Annotated in this window: 21 protein-coding genes, 1 tRNA gene and 1 pseudogene; 10 read left to right on the top strand and 13 right to left on the bottom strand. The window is 45.6% G+C overall.

The annotated features are described in order from the left end of the window. Window positions 1-384 precede the first annotated feature (384 nt). The 3 genes from bchB (at window position 385) to QUB30_RS06695 (ending at window position 2494) form a co-directional block, all read left to right on the top strand. Window positions 385-1908: a ferredoxin:protochlorophyllide reductase (ATP-dependent) subunit B gene (bchB, locus tag QUB30_RS06705; protein WP_333330882.1), complete on the top strand. Its 1524-nt coding sequence runs from the start codon at window positions 385-387 to the stop codon at window positions 1906-1908. Between the two features lie 83 nt (window positions 1909-1991). Continuing rightward, window positions 1992-2213 carry a hypothetical protein gene (locus QUB30_RS06700; protein WP_333330879.1) on the top strand — a complete coding sequence of 74 codons (222 nt, stop codon included), beginning with the start codon at window positions 1992-1994 and terminating at the stop codon, window positions 2211-2213. Then, entirely contained in the window at window positions 2210-2494 is a 285-nt protein-coding gene (locus tag QUB30_RS06695) for a type II toxin-antitoxin system mRNA interferase toxin, RelE/StbE family (RefSeq protein WP_333330876.1), read from the top strand. Before QUB30_RS06700 ends, QUB30_RS06695 begins: the two co-directional genes overlap by 4 nt. Window positions 2495-2531: 37 nt before the next feature. On the opposite strand, the gene QUB30_RS06690 is transcribed toward QUB30_RS06695, so the two are convergent. The 3 genes from QUB30_RS06690 to QUB30_RS06680 all read right to left on the bottom strand — a co-directional run bounded on the left by QUB30_RS06690 (window position 2532) and on the right by QUB30_RS06680 (window position 4185). Next, on the bottom strand, window positions 2532-3149 hold the full coding sequence (locus QUB30_RS06690; RefSeq protein ID WP_333330873.1) for a Uma2 family endonuclease: 618 nt from the start codon (window positions 3147-3149) through the stop codon (window positions 2532-2534). Between the two features lie 121 nt (window positions 3150-3270). Beyond that, window positions 3271-3900 (bottom strand): Uma2 family endonuclease, encoded by a 630-nt coding sequence (locus tag QUB30_RS06685; RefSeq protein ID WP_333330870.1) that lies wholly within the window; start codon window positions 3898-3900, stop codon window positions 3271-3273. 111 nt (window positions 3901-4011) lie between these two features. After that, the gene (locus QUB30_RS06680) at window positions 4012-4185 is read right to left on the bottom strand and encodes a hypothetical protein (RefSeq protein WP_333330867.1); all 174 of its coding nucleotides are present in this window, start codon (window positions 4183-4185) and stop codon (window positions 4012-4014) included. Window positions 4186-4417: 232 nt separating this feature from the next. Here QUB30_RS06680 and QUB30_RS06675 point away from each other — a divergent pair, with 232 nt between their 5' ends. Both QUB30_RS06675 and QUB30_RS06670 read left to right on the top strand, forming a co-directional pair. Then, window positions 4418-4600 carry a ribbon-helix-helix domain-containing protein gene (locus QUB30_RS06675; protein WP_333200861.1) on the top strand — a complete coding sequence of 61 codons (183 nt, stop codon included), beginning with the start codon at window positions 4418-4420 and terminating at the stop codon, window positions 4598-4600. 446 nt (window positions 4601-5046) lie between these two features. Beyond that, window positions 5047-5505, top strand: coding sequence for a hypothetical protein (locus tag QUB30_RS06670; RefSeq protein ID WP_333073129.1), 459 nt, complete (start codon window positions 5047-5049; stop codon window positions 5503-5505). 254 nt (window positions 5506-5759) lie between these two features. On the opposite strand, the pseudogene QUB30_RS06665 reads toward QUB30_RS06670, so the two are convergent. From QUB30_RS06665 to QUB30_RS06655, 3 genes and pseudogenes are all read right to left on the bottom strand, one after another. Continuing rightward, a pseudogene (locus QUB30_RS06665) lies at window positions 5760-5894 on the bottom strand (Mo-dependent nitrogenase C-terminal domain-containing protein); the annotation flags it as partial. Window positions 5895-6014: 120 nt separating this feature from the next. Then, a complete protein-coding gene (locus QUB30_RS06660; RefSeq protein ID WP_333330865.1) occupies window positions 6015-6839 on the bottom strand; it encodes an SGNH/GDSL hydrolase family protein in 825 nt (274 codons plus the stop codon). Between the two features lie 730 nt (window positions 6840-7569). Further along, window positions 7570-7947: a Mo-dependent nitrogenase C-terminal domain-containing protein gene (locus QUB30_RS06655; RefSeq protein ID WP_333330862.1), complete on the bottom strand. Its 378-nt coding sequence runs from the start codon at window positions 7945-7947 to the stop codon at window positions 7570-7572. Window positions 7948-8418: 471 nt separating this feature from the next. On the opposite strand from QUB30_RS06655, the gene QUB30_RS06650 reads away from it, so the two are divergent. Next, on the top strand, window positions 8419-9009 hold the full coding sequence (locus QUB30_RS06650) for a rhomboid family intramembrane serine protease (protein ID WP_242723176.1): 591 nt from the start codon (window positions 8419-8421) through the stop codon (window positions 9007-9009). A gap of 123 nt (window positions 9010-9132) precedes the next feature. Here the strand turns inward: QUB30_RS06650 and QUB30_RS06645 are convergent, their stop codons facing one another. Continuing rightward, the gene (locus tag QUB30_RS06645; protein WP_333330856.1) at window positions 9133-12042 is read right to left on the bottom strand and encodes a PAS domain S-box protein; all 2910 of its coding nucleotides are present in this window, start codon (window positions 12040-12042) and stop codon (window positions 9133-9135) included. Window positions 12043-12233: 191 nt separating this feature from the next. Here QUB30_RS06645 and QUB30_RS06640 point away from each other — a divergent pair, with 191 nt between their 5' ends. The 4 genes from QUB30_RS06640 (at window position 12234) to QUB30_RS06625 (ending at window position 13668) form a co-directional block, all read left to right on the top strand. Next, a complete protein-coding gene (locus tag QUB30_RS06640; RefSeq protein ID WP_333330853.1) occupies window positions 12234-12428 on the top strand; it encodes a hypothetical protein in 195 nt (64 codons plus the stop codon). A 440-nt stretch (window positions 12429-12868) separates the two neighbouring features. Beyond that, window positions 12869-13252 carry a hypothetical protein gene (locus QUB30_RS06635; RefSeq protein ID WP_333330850.1) on the top strand — a complete coding sequence of 128 codons (384 nt, stop codon included), beginning with the start codon at window positions 12869-12871 and terminating at the stop codon, window positions 13250-13252. Window positions 13253-13261: 9 nt separating this feature from the next. Then, a complete protein-coding gene (locus QUB30_RS06630) occupies window positions 13262-13405 on the top strand; it encodes a hypothetical protein (protein ID WP_333330848.1) in 144 nt (47 codons plus the stop codon). Between the two features lie 74 nt (window positions 13406-13479). Beyond that, window positions 13480-13668 carry a DUF2949 domain-containing protein gene (locus tag QUB30_RS06625; protein WP_333241833.1) on the top strand — a complete coding sequence of 63 codons (189 nt, stop codon included), beginning with the start codon at window positions 13480-13482 and terminating at the stop codon, window positions 13666-13668. A gap of 307 nt (window positions 13669-13975) precedes the next feature. On the opposite strand, the gene QUB30_RS06620 is transcribed toward QUB30_RS06625, so the two are convergent. The 6 genes from QUB30_RS06620 to QUB30_RS06595 all read right to left on the bottom strand — a co-directional run bounded on the left by QUB30_RS06620 (window position 13976) and on the right by QUB30_RS06595 (window position 17205). Then, window positions 13976-14052, bottom strand: a tRNA-Met gene (locus QUB30_RS06620). 118 nt (window positions 14053-14170) lie between these two features. Further along, complete coding sequence (locus QUB30_RS06615) at window positions 14171-15124, bottom strand: asparaginase (RefSeq protein ID WP_333330845.1); 954 nt, start codon at window positions 15122-15124, stop codon at window positions 14171-14173. A gap of 180 nt (window positions 15125-15304) precedes the next feature. Continuing rightward, entirely contained in the window at window positions 15305-15814 is a 510-nt protein-coding gene (locus QUB30_RS06610) for a CGLD27 family protein (protein ID WP_333330842.1), read from the bottom strand. Window positions 15815-15816: 2 nt separating this feature from the next. Beyond that, window positions 15817-16236 carry a ribosome silencing factor gene (gene rsfS, locus QUB30_RS06605; RefSeq protein ID WP_333330839.1) on the bottom strand — a complete coding sequence of 140 codons (420 nt, stop codon included), beginning with the start codon at window positions 16234-16236 and terminating at the stop codon, window positions 15817-15819. A gap of 137 nt (window positions 16237-16373) precedes the next feature. Further along, window positions 16374-17006, bottom strand: coding sequence for a bis(5'-nucleosyl)-tetraphosphatase (symmetrical) YqeK (gene yqeK / locus QUB30_RS06600; RefSeq protein ID WP_333330836.1), 633 nt, complete (start codon window positions 17004-17006; stop codon window positions 16374-16376). Beyond that, window positions 16960-17205, bottom strand: coding sequence for a hypothetical protein (locus tag QUB30_RS06595; protein WP_333330834.1), 246 nt, complete (start codon window positions 17203-17205; stop codon window positions 16960-16962). Before QUB30_RS06595 ends, yqeK begins: the two co-directional genes overlap by 47 nt. Window positions 17206-17245: the final 40 nt, after the last annotated feature.

Raw genomic sequence — 17245 nt, 5'->3', positions numbered from 1 at the left:
AATTTCCCTCAATTATATCTATTTTGGCTCATCTATTAACAATACTAACTGACAGTTAAAGTAAAGTAAATTTGACCAAAAATGCAGAATTATTGCACCTTGTCTGGTGGGCGGCAGCGAGCCCTACATTAATCAAATTTGCCTAACTCTTAAGAAAATTTGACGAAAGATTAAGAATTATTGCCTTAAAACCGAAGTAAAGTTGTTGGAATTGCGAGTCAAATCCCAAGCAGCAAAAGCGTTTGAGCATTTCCCAAATCTGTAAATCCTCAGAAAGTTACTATTTCTAAAGGATTCATCCGGTGAGAAAATCAGAAACAACCTTAAAATTTAGCAGTAATCGCCCGATCGGGCAATTCTCAAGCAGCACCAGGAAAAATACCTATGAAATTGGCTTATTGGATGTACGCAGGGCCAGCCCACATCGGCACTTTGCGCGTTGCCACTTCCTTCAAAAACGTCCATGCAATCATGCACGCACCGATTGGAGACGACTACTTCAACGTTATGCGTTCCATGCTGGAGAGGGAACGGGACTTTACCCCAGTAACTACCAGCGTCGTTGACAGACACGTACTGGCGCGGGGTTCGCAGGAACGGGTGGTGGACAACATCACCCGCAAAGACAGAGAAGAGCACCCAGATTTAATCGTGCTCACCCCGACTTGCACCTCCAGCATTCTGCAAGAAGACTTGGAAAACTTCGTGGAGCGAGCTCAATTGGATGCCAAAGGCGATGTAATGCTGGCGGATGTCAACCATTACCGCGTCAACGAACTGCAAGCAGCCGATCGCACTTTAGATCAAATCGTCCAATTTTACATTAACAAAGCCCGCAAAAAAGGCGATTTGGAAGGTAAAAGCGAAAAACCATCGGTCAACATTATCGGTATGTCTACGCTGGGTTTCCACAACCAGCACGACTGCACCGAGTTGAAGCGTTTGATGGCAGATTTAGGCATTGAAGTCAACGAAGTTATTCCCGAAGGTGCTTCGGTTCACAACTTAAAAAGACTGCCGCGCGCTTGGTTTAACTTGGTTCCTTATCGGGAATTGGGGATGATGGCCGGGGAGTATTTGCAAAAAGAATTCGGCACGCCGATGGTGGATATTACGCCGATGGGTGTGGTGGAAACGGCGCGCTGTATCCGCAAGATTCAGCAAGTTTTGAATGCTCAAGGTGCGGATGTTAATTACGAAGATTTTATTGACCAACAAACTCGATTTGTGTCGCAGGCTGCTTGGTTTTCGCGATCGATCGACTGCCAAAATTTAACCGGCAAAAAAGCCGTCGTATTTGGCGATAATACCCACGCTGCGGCGATGACGAAAATTTTGGCTCGCGAGATGGGAATCCACGTTGTGTGGGCAGGAACCTACTGCAAACACGATGCTGACTGGTTCCGGGAACAGGTTAGCGAGTATTGCGATGAAGTGCTGGTGACGGACGATCACGGGGCGATCGGAGATGCGATCGCCAAAGCGGAACCTTCGGCGATTTTCGGCACCCAAATGGAACGCCACGTTGGTAAGCGCTTGGATATTCCCTGCGGCGTAATTGCTGCACCGATTCACGTCCAAAATTTCCCGATCGGCTACAAGCCATTTTTGGGTTATGAAGGCACGAATCAGTGCGTAGATTTGGTCTACAATTCCTTCACTTTGGGAATGGAAGACCACTTGCTGGAAATCTTCGGCGGCCACGATACCAAGGAAGTGATTACGAAGGGTATTTCGGCTGATTCTGATATGGGTTGGACGAAGGATGGACAGGCAGAATTGAATAAAATCCCTGGTTTTGTGCGGGGTAAGGTGAAGCGGAATACTGAGAAGTTCGCGCGCGATCGGGGGATTGATAAGATTACCGTTGAGGTGCTTTACGCAGCGAAGGAATCTGTCGGCGCGTAGTTTATTGGTAGGGTGGGCATTTGCCCACCTCACTTAGTAAAATAGAAATGCACTGTCACTTTTCAAACATAGAAAAGTTCTTTATGGCTAATTCTGTTGCTTTCCAGACCGCGATCGAATATGTAGAATCTCTGGCAATTGAAGAGCAAGATTTGTTAATTGAATTAATTCAGAAACGGCGAATTGAAAATCGGCGAGTCGAAATTGCGAGCAATGCAAGAGAGGTTTTGGCTGCTTTAAAAGCCGGCACAGCAAAGCGAGGCAACTTTGCACAGTTAAAAGCTGATTTACTGGATGAAGAATGAAAACTCTAGTTTGGAACAACAGTTTTAAACGGGCTTTTAAACGGGTTATCAAGAGAAATCCGCAATTAGGTGAGAAAATCTTTTCGGTTTTGGAGTTGTTAGTGAACGATCCATTTTCTCCTCCATTGAAGCCACATAAACTGCGGGGGCAATTAGAAGGACTTTGGGCTTGTTGGGTTGAGTCCGATTGCCGAATTATCTATACTTTTGAGCAAGATAATGAAACGCAAGAGGAATTGATCGTCTTGATTGATATTGGGACGCATGATGAAGTATATTAAGTAACGATCGCCCTTTTTAAACCAAGTGCGATCGCCCTCACTCCTCATTTTGACTATCTTCTTGCTCAACTTGCTCAAAATTCACTTTCTTATAAATAGCAGATAGAGGAACTTCTAACTGGAAGGAATTAAACACTAAAGCCGTATCTTCCTCATCATATTCGCTATACAACCATCTTTTATTCTCGGTTTTAGAATACTGCTCGATTTTGATTTTTGTTTGGTCAATCAGAATGTATTCTCGAAAAGAAGGAATAGTTTTGTAAAATGCAAACTTGTCAACTCGATCGTAATTTTTAGTAGACTTTGATAAAACTTCCACAATCGCTTGAGGGTTGGTAATCGTGTCTGTGCGATTGTTGCGGTACTCAGGTAGCCCAAAAATTACCATTACATCGGGATAAGTGTACAGTCGCACTTTTGGTATCCACAGACGCACGTCACCGATGAAGACATCATACTCTTGTTCTGGAAGAGCGAAATTTAAAGCAATGTAAACGTTTCCTGCGATCCGATTGTGATTGGTAGATCCGCCTGTCATAGGAATAATTTCCCCGTCGAGATATTCGCTTTTGTACTCTGCTGTTTCTTCCAGTGCTAAATATTGCTCTTCTGTGCAGTAACGTGGCTCGATTGTTTGCAAAGTGCCTGTCATGCTGATGTTCTCCCACAATGATGTTGAACAAATATTTCTTTTGAGTACGCGCGTGCGAAGCTATCCCGAAGGGAATCGCTCACTTAAAAGATAACCTGCATTTCCACAAAAGCGATCGCCCTTATTCCTCCCCGCTTTCTTCTGGCTCATTCTCCGCCTCAAAATCCACCTTCTCATAGACATCTGCCAGCGGCACTTCAACTTGAAAGAAATTAAAAACTAGCGCCACATCCTCTTCATCATACTGACGGTACGACCACCGCTTATTTGCCAACTTACAATACTGTTCTACATAAACCTGAGATTGATCGATCAGAATATACTCTTGAAATGTCGGCAGCGTTTGATAAAACTTAAACTTATCACTGCGATCGTAAGCTTTCGTAGATTTCGATAAAACTTCCACAATCACTTGAGGATTCATCACCGTATCCTGGCGATTATTGAAATACTCAGGTTTCCCCGGAATTACCATCACATCGGGATAAGTATAAGTTCGCTTTTTCGGCAGCCACAGACGCACGTCGCCCATGAAAACATCATAGTCAAGTCCCTTAAGAGCAAGACGTAATGCTATGCTCATATTCAGGGCAATGCGATTGTGATTTGTAGTTCCACCTGTCATTGGAATAATTACTCCGTCGCGATATTCACTTTTGTACTCTGCTGCTTCTTCCAGGGCTAAATATTCTTCTGGAGTGAAGTAGCTTTGTGCTGTTGGCTGTTCTGTTGCTTGTAGAATAGCTGTCACGGTTTTTTCCCCAACTCAATTGATATTTTGCGTCCAGTTTAACATTGCGCGAAATTGCGATCGCCCTCCTCAAACCAAGGACGATCGCACTTAATCAACTCACAACCAAAATTAATCGATCGGATCGAAAACTAGAGTCAATCGAGCAGCCGGAAGCAGTTGTTTGAGAACTCGCAAATGACCATCTGCATCAGACCAACTGCGAAAGCGACCGACAACGACCTTTTGTAGATTCGGAAGCAAACGAACCACAATCCACGGCTTGAGACGTTTCTCATACGGCATAATAGGTGTATCTCCTTTGTAAAGGTATCTCCTTTGTTAATGGGAGCCATAGCCAGTCCTTGCTTTTCCACGGCGGGGGACTGGCTTTTGACTTTGCACCTGTGGTGTGCTGTACAAATTATTGCACAAAAGGCCCTCATTGGTAGCAGAAAATTACTAAAATAGCGTTATAACACCGCGATCGGCGTAAACTTGTATGATTGGGAGCGTTCACAAACAGTAAATATTGACAGTGAGCAAGCGCGTTCACATCACACTCCCCGACTACATCTATGAATCCTTAGAACTGTGGGCCGACCGGCAAGGTAGACCCACAGCTAGTTTGATCGCTTTTATCGTTGAAACGGCGGTTTTGGAAGCGAAAAAAAAGGGAGATTTACCTTCTGAACCTGAAAAGCCCAAAAGCGGCGCGTAAAGACTTCCCTCCTGGGTTGCGGGTGCGTGTCGCCCCGCACTTATCGAAATTGATGAAAATTAGCATCCGCGCCCGCAGTTGGCGCACAATATTTAAAATAATTCTCTGCTTTGTCCTCGCGATCGCCTATTAGTACATAAGTCCTCTCAGCAATCGAAAGTGCCAGTTATTTAATTGTCCGCCGGCTAGTCAGTTGCAGGGAAACTCACAGAAAAATATCATTCTCAGTAACGAGATTTCGACTATACATTCAATCCTATTGTGGGGCGGGCTTCTAGCCTGCCCCTAAAAGCTTATTGAGAATAGTGCCCGATCTCAGGGGAAACGGAAATTTCATCCAAGGATTTCCTCCTTGAGGCCAATTGTGAAAACTGTACAGTTCGATCGCCCTCATCAATCCAACTTACCTAGATTAGACGCATCAACATATTTTAAAGGAATGACTTATGAACTTCACAGCAAGACTCACACAAACCAGCTTACTCGGTTTAATGCTATTTGCCAGCAATCCAGCGGCAACCTTTGCTTTAGGACAATCGAACACAAGCACTGCACCAACAGCGTCTCGCACTCAGTCTCCGATTGAAACCATACAAATAGCTAATGTATCCACTCCCCAAAAACTGGTGAGGGATTTTTGTGCTCGCAAAAGACAGAAAGTGGAAAACTATTTCGAGACCAGCAACTTTCGGATTTATCTGTGCTACAACCACGCCAATCAACTATATTACTACGGCGTTAAAAAGAGTAACGGCAGCACGATCGCCCTGCGTGCTCGAACTGAAGAGGGGACTGGTTACGTGGCCAAAAATGGCACCTACGATTACATTGTTACAGGAGCCAGCCTTAGTATTTATAACAAAGGCAAACGCATTCTCGAACAACGAGTGATTCGCTCCCTTTAGTATTTAAATGCGATCGCTCTTTCAAGTCCCGACTTCTTCAAAAAGCTGGGGATCTAACAGAATATCTGGCTTTTATGCTGAGGCAGACGAAAGTTTGTGTAATTTCACCTCGAACTCAAATGACCGGTTCTTCGCCACATTTGAGTTTGAGGTTAACAGGTTGCAACCGCGGAATAATCTCAAAATAAAAAAACCCTTCTCAACAAGGAGAAGGGAGGGTGAAAAAGCAGTGAGAAATTTAAGTTTTTGCAGAATTAACAATAACGAGTTACATCTTCGCCACACTCGTCAGCCAAATAACACAAAGCTCGAAAGTGCAGCCCAACCCCTTGCTCGTAAAGCGGATTTAACTTGCACAATGGCGGAATGGAAAATAAAGTGCGATCGCCCACGAGGAAAATTTCTACAATATCAGATGAGCCAATCTTGCTCTCATGCAAAAAATTATGTCAACCTCTACGAAAAGGCAGCATCCCGATATTGTGGCGCCCCGAAAGCCTAATAATAATTTACCGAAGCATCCCCAATTCCGATTTAATCATCCCGCTTTCCTGCACAACAGCCGACGCCGCTTCCCCCAAAATCCTGTGTGCAGCCGTCGTCGGATGAATGCCGTCCCAAAACAAAAATCGATCGGGACTACCACAAACACCTCCACCCGATAAACACGCACTCGTCACATTAGTCAAGGCATATTTAGCCGGAGAAGCAATGGCTTCCCGATAAAGCGCATGAGCATCAAGAGTCGCAATCTTTAAGTCAGAATGCTGTTGACTTAATACCTTAACCGTTCGCCTCAAACCCTGATTGTGTGCTTGTGTTAATGCAGTGAGCCTTGCAGAATTAGTGCCTGTTCGGGTCGCCGGTAACTGCCCCAACTCGGGTAAATTTGCTAGCAGGATATTTTTGGCACCCACACCAGCAAGAGATGCGATCGCCTTCGCCACATTTTCAACGGGAATATTCGCATTATTTCCCCCCTGCAAATAGTCATTCGCCCCCGCCCACAGTACATACAGCGCATTAGGATTTGCCTGTTTTTGCGAGTTAGTCCATGACTGAACTTGAGTTAACAAACCAGGGACAAGGCTATTGCGTTCGCTCCCCGTTGTTGCACCTCCATAAGCCAAATTAGTGACTCGTTCAGGCTGCAACTTCAGGCGATCGGCAAGATATTCTACCCAAACCTTACCATTCGAGTAACGCCCTTGAAAGTAAGTCGAACGAGGCGGATATTGACCCCCGCTTGCTCGAAACACCATTCCCATATCCGAAAGACTGTCCCCAAATACATAAAGTTCATTGACAGCCTCAGAAGTTTGAGCTGATAGCATGAGTGAAACCATAAAAGATAAAAGCGCAATAATTACTGCAAAAAAAGTTCTTTTTAACACTTGGTATTAGTTAGATTCGTAAAATATTTGATAATTTGTGTTGATAATTACCGAGTTCGTGATTTTAACATTGAGTTTTACTTATATTCTTGAAATAGCTTAAATATTTGCCTCAATTACTAATCTATCAATTTTGGGAAAAATGTAGGGAGTAAAACAGAACTTTAATTGTGGGTTGCCTCACTCCACGGCTCAACCTACATAAATTGGTGATGTCCTTGACACTTTTCTCATGGTATCTAGCTCATAGCGCTCTAGAGGGGATAAAACCGTACATCTTTTGGGAGATTACCCAATAAAGTTAGGCAAGAGGCGAACCAGCAGCATCCCGGTTTTAAGCTAGCACAAGCTTTAAAACGCTCCTTTTGTTCAGGGGTCATAGCCACTCCTCCTACGAATGCAGTTCACGCTTCTGTTGACGCTCTACCTATTATCCTCTCTTGATAGTTGTTTTACCTAACCGGACTCCTCCCTACAAAAGCCTCCCAAACAACCACCCTTGAGATAACTATCAATCACGAAAAAAAAGAATTGATTCAAAACTGATTTACTGGGCGATCGAGAAATTGACCGCACTTTTGTTCCTGGAAAGCCGACACAAAACAAAAACCCTCCCCAACAAGGAGAAGGGAGGGTGAAAAGACAGTGAGAAATTTAAGTTTTTGCAGAATTAACAATAAGGAGTTACATCTTCGCCACACTCGTCAGCCAAATAACACAAAGCTCGAAAGCGCAGCCCAACGATTTGCTCGTAAAGCGGATTTAACTTGCACAGCGGCGGAATGGATAATAAAGTGCGATCGCCAATTTTGACTTCTCGCTCAAACGGACACTGGCTGGGAATAAACTTACACAGCAACCGAGCCAATTTTTGACTTTTAATTGCAGTGTTATCAAGCCATTCTTTTAGCGGATGCAAGGGGTCAAAGTGTGGCTTTTGACCGTAAGGGTGAGAATTTGTAGCGACATTAACGGCGGTTTCTTGTTTACCAAATCCTACCCAATTTGGCAGAGTTCGGTAGGAGACTGTATGCTCAAATACGTTCATTTTGCTCTGTTCCTCTTTTATAACGAGGTGCCAAGAACTCTCTGTAGAGCTTGTGCGATATTATCTACAATCAGTATCTACAGCATCTCGTTTTGCTTTACCGGATTGAACTTCTTAAATTAATGACTTAGGGCGAGAAAAGTAGTTCCTGATTTTTTTTAAAAGGCGGTGTGCGCTCTAAAAAGTGTCCTCATTTCAAGCCCAACAATTGATTGATAGGGTAAAAATTCTGTCTTCTACGTTTTAGCTTCAACCTTCGGTTGACTCTCCTTTTGTAGTTCAATTACTATTGTGAGGCATCCAGGTGAATTATCCTATACGTGAAAATGCGGAACTTTTAATAAAACTTATCATATTTCTAAATAAGCTCTGCTGCAAAAAACCCTGAAACCTCGCCCCAACTATCTTTGCTCGCGATCGCCCAGAAACTCCTACAATTAGAAATAATCGGTATCACCGCCCTCACAACCCATGAGTAACCCAGAAACCAAAGCTATCACCCGCGAATTGCAAAGCCACGCCGCCATTCTCGGTGGCTTCGTCTCCCTCCTCTGGATTATCGAAATTGTCGATGTATTCCTATTCCGAGGCAGGCTGAATGCCTACGGAGTCCGCCCCCGCAGCCTCGACGGACTTCAAGGCATCCTGTTGATGCCTTTTCTGCACGGCAGTTTTGCTCACTTAGCCGCCAATACCCTCCCTTTAGTGACATTGGGTTGGTTGATCATGCTGCGAGAAATTAGCGACTTTTTTATAGTGAGTGCCGTAACCGTGCTAGTCAGCGGATTCGGAGTTTGGCTGACTGGCGCGCCCTATTCCGTTCACATTGGTGCCAGCGGATTAATCTTTGGTTACTTCGGCTTCTTACTGCTGCGGGGCTATTTTGAACGCAGCTTTACATCTATTTTGGTATCTTTAATTGTTGGTTTCTTCTACGGCAGTTTAATTTGGGGGGTTTTGCCCTCGCAGCCGGGAGTTTCCTGGCAAGCGCATTTCTTTGGCTTTGTCGGTGGCGTATTAACAGCCCAACTTTTGGGGCGGCAGAAACGGCAAATTAGCTAGGATTAGGACTTATGGTGCAGAGTATCATCACCTTGGTTTATTGCCCCAAAGTTCTGTGAAAAGATAGGTTTTTGGTCAACAAACCAGGTGTCTTTTGTAATAATTGCGTCGCCGACAGCAAGACTAACTGCTGACCAATAATTCAACGCGGGCCGGCAAGCACACAGTAAAAACCGAACCAGAACCTAACTCGCTTTCAACGTGCATATCGCCACCCATCATCACGCAAAAGTGACGGCTAATAGTCAATCCCAAACCCGTGCCGCCGTACTTGCGCGTAGTTGATGCGTCGCCCTGCATAAATGCTTGAAATAAATGCTGCAATTGTTCGGGGGAAATCCCAATGCCCGTATCAGCTACGCGAAAAATTATTGAGTCGGAAGGTTCTGCTATTTCTTGAGTGGTTAAGCTGTCATGTTTAACTCTTTCAATGCAGAGGGTAATAGTGCCACCTTCCGTAAATTTGGCTGCATTGCTCAGCAGGTTGAGCAATATTTGACGAGTTTTGGTAATGTCAGCATACATCACTCCCAAGTCGCTACCACAATCAACTTCAAACTTATTAGAATTTTTATCTACCAAGGGTTTCACAGTAGAAACTACCTCGTCAATTAAATTAACCGGATTGAAAGTTTCTAAGTAAAGTTCCATCCGACCCGCTTCAATCTTAGAAATATCTAGAATGTCGCTAATTAAAGATAGCAGGTGTTTGCCCGCTGTTTGAATTTTTTCCAAGTCGGGGATAAAATCTTCGCAGCCTAAATCCTCGGCGTCTTCTTTGAGCATATCGCTGTAACCAATAATCGCGTTGAGGGGAGTTCGCAATTCGTGGCTCATATTAGCTAAAAAGGCGCTTTTGGCTTGGTTTGCAGCTTGAGCAGTTTGAGCGACTTTTTGGAATTCTTCTGCTAATTTGCGCTGGGTAATATCTTCGGCAATACCGACGATTCGGTAAATTTCTCCGGTTTGGCTGCGGACTGGAAAAGCCCGATCGCGCACCCAGCAAACTGAACCTTCCGTTGGCGTAGCCCCCGTAGGGGATCGCACTACCCGATACTCTTCATCATAATCACCCCGCACCTGTTTCTCAAAAGCAGCCTTGACGCGATCGAGATCCTCCGGGTGAATAGCATCCCAAAAAGCCTCCGGTTCTGACTGCAAACTCTGACAGCTCAAATTCCATATTTTCTCGCAAGCAGGACTCACATAAAGTAGCCGCTTTTGATTGGGTTCTCTAATCCAAAATACCTCATGAATATTTTCTGCCAACTGACGAAACCGCTCCTCGCTAGCCCGCAACTTCTCCACAGCACTGTGAAATTCAGTCACATCCTGAATCAGCGATGCCACCCCGATAATGCTGCCGTCAGCATCAACCAAAGTTGTATTGTACCACTCGCAAAGAATAATTTTGCCGTCTTTTCTGATATTCTCGTTAATGCTACTAATTCCTCCTTTATTAGTTAGCAAAGTGATAGATAGTTGCCTGACATACTCCTTAGCGCTTTCAGGAACTATGAGATCGACTCCGTGGCGTCCCATTGCTTCCAAGCGGTTGTATCCAAAAATTCTTTCTGCTGACAAATTCCATTCCGCTACTTCAAAATTTAGATCCCATTCAATCGCCCCCAAAGGAGTTTGGTGAAGATGGAGAGCCAGTTTTTGCTGCGATTTTTGCAAATAAAGAATTAATTCATTTTTGTCGGCGATCGCAGATTCTACCCGCTCTTCTAGAGTAGTAAACGACTCTTCCAATTGACCGGCCATCGTATTAAAAGAGCGAGCCAGGACACCCACCTCATCCTCCCGGTCTACAGACGCCATCAAGCCGGGATCTACGGCCATCCCGTCCCATTCTCCTCGCGACAAAGCCTCCGCAGCCTTGCTCAGACGCTGAATCGGTACAACAATCCACCTAGAAGTCAGAGCGCCAATCGCCGTTGCCACAACCAAAGCACCGAAACACAGCAACACTGTGTAGCGAGTGTTGGCGTTAATCCTTTCCATAAAATCGGCTTCAGGAACAGCCACCACAATCAACCAATCGAGACCCCTGCTGTCTGAGAGCGGCGTCACCTGTAGAAATTGCCGTTGACCGTCGATCGTAAAATCTAACTGGCGAGAACTGTCTATTTTGCGCAAGTCCCCGAAGCGTTCTGTCAAATAGCGGGCTGTCGATCGAATCAGAACATTATTGCTGCTCGTTGCCACAATCCGTTTCGGAACGCCGTTGCTAACAATAAATGGCGGTTCCAGAGTAGAATTAGCCACCAATTGCCCCGACCTTTCTACAATAAAAGTCTGTCCTGATTTGCCAATTTTTAGAGTTTCCAAAAATTGATTGATCTTGGAAAGTGCCAAATCACAACCCAGGATGCCAATCAGTTTACCATCCTCGCTATAAACTGGTTGAGCAGCCGTAATCGCTAGTTTGGGAGCATCAAAATAAGTATAAATTTTACTCCAAGTCGGTTTCCCTGCCTGCACTGGAGCTATGTACCAAGGTCGAACGCGGGGGTCGTAGTTGAGAGTAGTTTTTAATAGGTTGGTTGCTTCCCCGAACTCTGAGGGCGCGTAGCTTTGAAAGTTATAGCCAGTAGATTGATTAGAAATCTGAACTTGCAGCTTGCCATCGTCTAGGCGTTCAACTCCAATAAAATCTTTTTCTTGAGAGGCGAATTGAATGTAGCTAATTTTATCAAAGGTTTTGATTTGTTGGGAGAAGTAGCGTTGCAAATTATCAGTATCCTGCACGTTCAAAATGCCGAGACGGATGGCATCGGCATTGAGCTGATTAATTTGGTGGGGTGTTTTGAGATAAGTATAAATATGTTGCTGGATGCGCGATGTGACTTCTGCTCGCAGTTGTGCAGCAACATCGTTAACGGCTATCCGCCCGTTCCGCAGCGACAGCCACCCCGTCAACCCTACCGCAGCGAAAGTCTGGAGGGCAAAAGGCACAACAAGGACGATGCGAATTGGCACTTGGCCCGACATTTTTAAAATCGGGTCGGTCAGATATTTGATTGGCATGGTAAAGCAGAACGATTATGAACCCACAACATTCCGGTCATTCGATTTTAGATTTTAGATTTTAGATTTTAGATTGACACCACGGATAAATCCGGGGGCTTGAGGATGCAAGGATTTTGGATTTTAGATTGACACCACGGATAAATCCGGGGGCTTGTACCATCAAGAAATTATTGGTCAAGTACAACCTGATGAGCGCAGATTTTGAAGTTGAGATGGTTTTAGTAGGCAAAGTGCTGTTAATAACTCGCAATCTGCCGCTGGCAACGGAATTTTCAACGACCGCCACCGCCATCTTAGCGCGCTCGGGAGCTCTGGGAACATTGGCGATCGAGATGAATGCAGTATCAATCCTGAATGCACTCTACACGCTCATAATATTATAGATTTGAGATTAAAGAATTAAAGAATTGGGAAAGACAGATTCTGTAAGGGTTTAGAACTTGCCTGCTATTGCATTCTTTTTTTTTACTGGTATCTGAAACCGGGTTTTTTTAGCGTTTTGGCTGGCTGCAACTAACTATTTTCGTGAAAAAACCAATTGGTGAATAGCCGCCCGTTCATCCACCACTAACTATTTTTCCACTCCTGACCCGCCCTAATCAAACAAATCGAGTTTTTGGTTGACTCATTCCTGAAATGACCTATTCTGGGGTTTCAACCGGGTTGCTGGGTCAGTTCTGTTTTTCCGATAGCGCGATCGAAAGTTATAAGTTTTCACAGAAACTTTAATTGATATATCCACAAGCAGCTACTTTTGATAGAGTACAACTTAATTCCGGCTCGGTACAATAAGCATAGTAGGATGCAACTAGCGGAGGCATGGATGATGAACGCAGTTATTGCTACTCTTGGCACTGCTCTTGGACTGAGTTCAATTTTTATCGGTTTGACCCCGGCGGTTCTCGCCCAACCAAGGCTGCAACCAGCGCCCCAAAATTCGGAAACGACTTTATCTGGGGACTCCCTCAGGAGTGTGGAGGACAGAACCGTAGACTCGGACTACCAAAACTTGATTGGTGAATCTGAAACCGCGGCTAATTCTGCTAGAAGGGAAAGCAGCTTGGGCGAGACATTTCGCCTCAGAATCGATGGCCCATTGGAATTTATCACTACTCCTTCGGACGCCCAGCGTCAAGGAAATCCTTTACCTCCAAAACAAACCGACAGTGGCACAGAAGCGGGAGTTCAGCTTCAGCTAGGACTTTAGCAATTTTAAATGAATTCATTTGAAGCAAGCGATCGCAAAACCCAATTTTTGATTCTCAGACCTGTGACTGCGATCGCCTTTTTTTATGATTTTTATCACAATTTGCGTGCGTTTTCCATCACACCACATCGCCGCTTTTCAACAGATAATTAGGACTATTAAACTTCCGATACAGCCTGATTAGCTACATATCTTTACAAAAGCGCATACAACTGGCGGTGAAGGTGATGGGAAAAGCTCAACTGATCGATTATTTGCGGGGAGAGTTGGCGATATCGAATTCGGCGATCGCCGTGGCTCTCCGCCACGGTGAACAAGATGGCAGCCAATTGCCTATGGTTCTGTGGCAGTACGGGTTAGTTACCCTGGAACAATTAAACCTGATTTTTGATTGGATGGAAGCCCAGCCGATTTAGCAATTTCCAATTGAGAGTTAAAAAATATGGATCTCGGATTGCAAATTTTTGACAAATAAAGCTTGCACAAACGCTCGTCGAAAAGTATAGGGTTAAGTGTTTAGGTTGAGGGTGGGTCTTATTTTTTCCCATATAAAAATACAAATATACGGTAGGGACACAGCACTGCTGTGTCCTCATTTTTGTTGCCACCTAAAATAAACTGCTTTCAATCTGTCGAAGAGGCGATCGCAGACGGCATCAAACAGAGGGTATAAAACAAATATCCCAGCAACTTTTAGGCTACCGGGGCTTGTCTTAGTTAATTTGGTGGCGGGAAGTGGATTTGAACCACTGACCTTCGGGTTATGAGCCCGACGAGCTACCAGGCTGCTCTATCCCGCGTCGCTTTTTGTATTCATCTAGTATAAACATATCTTTCTGAAAATTGCAACCCCTAAATCAAAAAAACTTTTTAGATTATGGGAGGGGTTGCTCAAATCGGCTCAGAGTCTCGATCGCCCTAAAGCATCGAAACTTCCCCGATTACCTCCAAGCGCTTGAAGTCACTGAGAGTTAGGTAAGTCTCCGCCAGAGTTTCGGCGATCGTCGGAGTAATCCACCCCAACTGCTTGAGCAAGTGAATCGCCACAGCAAATTGAGCGCGCTTTCCTCCATCCGTCACCTTAATTGCCAAGCCCATGCCTTCGCCAACGCGGCCAATGCACTGCACCCCTTCGGCGCCGGACTTGCTCACCAATTCCCCTTGAGTCAAGCGCATCAGTTCCGTGTCAAATTTGCCCTCACCGGCAACCATCATCGGGTGATGAGTCATAGCGCGGACAATCCGCTCCATCTCCACATTGTCGCCGGAAGCCAATTTAGCGTACAAAGAGGCCATTTGCCCCAACTGCAACAGATAGGTAGGAGCGCCGCAGTCGTCACGAGCGCTGATAAACTCTTCGGCAGGCATTGCCAGCAACTCAGCCACTTTGCCCAAAATAAGCTGCTGGACAGGATGTTTGCGGCGTAAATAAGTGTCCAGTGGCCAGTGCAGTTGCTGGCAGACAGCCAGCATTCCGGCGTGTTTCCCGGAGCAGTTGTATTGCAGGGGGCTCTTTTTGCCTTCGGGAATGGGGCATTGAAGTTTAGAGGGGTCAATGTCGCAGCGCCACAGTACGTTAAATACCTGGCGCGATTGCTCGATCGTACCTTGATGGGAACTGCAAATAATCGCTAAATCTCGATCGGTCAATTCGTAGCGTTCTAAAGTGCCAGTCGCCGTCACCGCCAAAGCTTGAAAAGGCTTGAGTGAAGAACGGACAAATGAGGCCGTTTCCGAGTTACCAGCAACCGACAAAACGCGGCCGCGGTTGTCACAGACAGCAGCTTGGGCGCGGTGCCTCGATTCCACAATACCTTCGCGCAGCAGTGTGACTTCCAATTCGGCAGCTTGGGTTCGTTTTCCCCTTGTCATATCAATTTTAGATTTTAGATTTTAGATTTTAGATTGGGGTTCAGGAAGTTATGAGTTGCGAGCTGGCAGTTACGAGTTGTAAAGTTAATCTTTGTGCGATCGTTTCTGACTCATGCACCCCGTGTGTGTTGTTGGCTGTGCGCGGCTATCTCAAAACTCAAAACTTCCTTGCATTTCCGATTACAAACAACTCCAAATTAGTCCCCCGGCAACCAGCAATACTGTCAAACCATAAAATGTCTGCCGCAGACGCCTGAGAATTGGTTCTAGTTGGTAGTTGACAATCAACTGATCTTGAAGCAAAACTTCGGGAGTTTTAGGCCAAGATTGACAATCGTACCAGCCAGACTCTTCGTAGACGACCGTGGGATTTGAAAGGCGCGATCGCACGTAGAACCAACCCAAGTAGAGTCGCAGCAAAGCTAATCCTAGAATAAAACCGGCACCTGCGGCACTGCTGAGGACAAACTGAGCTGGATACTTGACAGGAGCAAAGCTAGAAGCAGCTATCGGCCCCGATACCAAGCAACTCCAAGCCCACACCCAAGCTAGTTTTGCCAGGTATCCGGGCCAATTGAGTGTTACCCAGCTAAAAAACCAGGATTCTTTAAGTTCTTGGTATTCATTGATCGGTCGCTGTTCTTGCGGAACGGGACAAATAGAAGCAGAAACGTTTTTCACATTAGCCATCCTCACGGCGCGGGGGAAAAGTCAATGCGTTCGGCGTGTCCCCAGAACGCTTCTAAATTGTAGAACTCCCGCTCTTGAGGCTTCAAAATGTGAATAATCGCGTCGCCGTAGTCCATGACTACCCAACTAGCGTCTGATAGGCCTTGTGTACGCAGTGGCAAGCGTTGCCACTCTTCTTCCACTTGGTCTGCTATCGCTTGGGAGATGGCTCGTACCTGCACGTTGGAAAATCCGGTGACGATCGCAAAGTAGTCTGCCAAATAGCATACTTCTGCCACTCGGAGCAATACAATATCTACTGCTTTGCGGTCATCGGCTGCTTGGGCAACGGTCATGATCATGCCGCGGGCTTCGTCTGAGGAGGTGCCGTCGGTTGCTGTAGACTGGGCCCTGGAGTATTCGAGTTGAGTTAGATCTGACATTCAGTGTTTAAGTTCCTAATTGATAGGGTAAGGAGAAATGGGTGCGCTTTCGCGATCGGTTGTTGGCAGTTTGAGACGGGAAATAGGAGTTAGGTTGAAGCCAAAAGTAAGGACAGAATTTCTGGTGAATTTTACTTTCAACTTGTGATTTGTTCGATCGACTTCTGGGTCGAATTTCCTGTTTCCGGCGATCGAGCCATCAGCAGCGCCCAATTCCGCGTAAGTACGGTGCGGGGGTGGATGTAGCAGCGAGTTTCTAGCAAATATTTAAGAGAATAATCGCTAGTTTGCCACACGGCTGCATAAAGATTTTGCAAGCTTGCCTCGCGCAGTGCTTCTAGTTGGGCTGTGTTGCCGCGGCTCGGCTCTATGGTATCTGCTATGAATACGGTACAACTGAGCTGGCTCATGTTTGGTCTGCCGAGGGTGTGATTGGCGATTGCTTCCAAAATTTCTCGATCGACCACCCCGAATTCGTCTCTAGCGACGATCGCGCTGGCATCTGCGTGCAGCAAATGCGGGTGCGCTTCCAACACTGAGTCTAACTCTAAACCTTCCGCCGAGGCCATTTGCAGCAGCAGTTGAGGTTTAAAGTATTTTGCCAAATCGTGTAACAAACCGGCCGATCGGGCTTTTGCTTCGTCCAGACCGTAATGGCGAGCCAAGTCACCTGCTACCTGTTCGACTCCCAGAATATGTTTGATGCGGGCAGCAGGAACGCGGTCACAGAGCCAAGCTAGGACGTTTTCGCGCGCGGGTGCAAGTGTCAAATATTAACTCCAAAATTGTATGATCTACTATTTTAGCGTTTTCTTTTAATGGACTGCTGTGTGGCGTAACGGCGGTTTCGTGACATCTGCGGTGCTTCCGGGCGATCGGCTGTTTGGGAGTCCATACCCGAACAATTAGTCTAATGTAGTTGGTATTTTTGGTAATTATCTCATTTTTTATATTTTTAGTCAGTGCCATCAAAGGTTATTTTATAGTTGCTAGACTTCTGGCTTCTATG

It is taken from the genome of Microcoleus sp. BROC3 (assembly GCF_036702515.1).
In the GTDB taxonomy this organism is placed as follows: Bacteria; Cyanobacteriota; Cyanobacteriia; order Cyanobacteriales; family Microcoleaceae; genus Microcoleus.
Note: the sequence above shows the minus strand (reverse complement) of the source record. Positions and strands in the feature narration are given on the sequence as shown.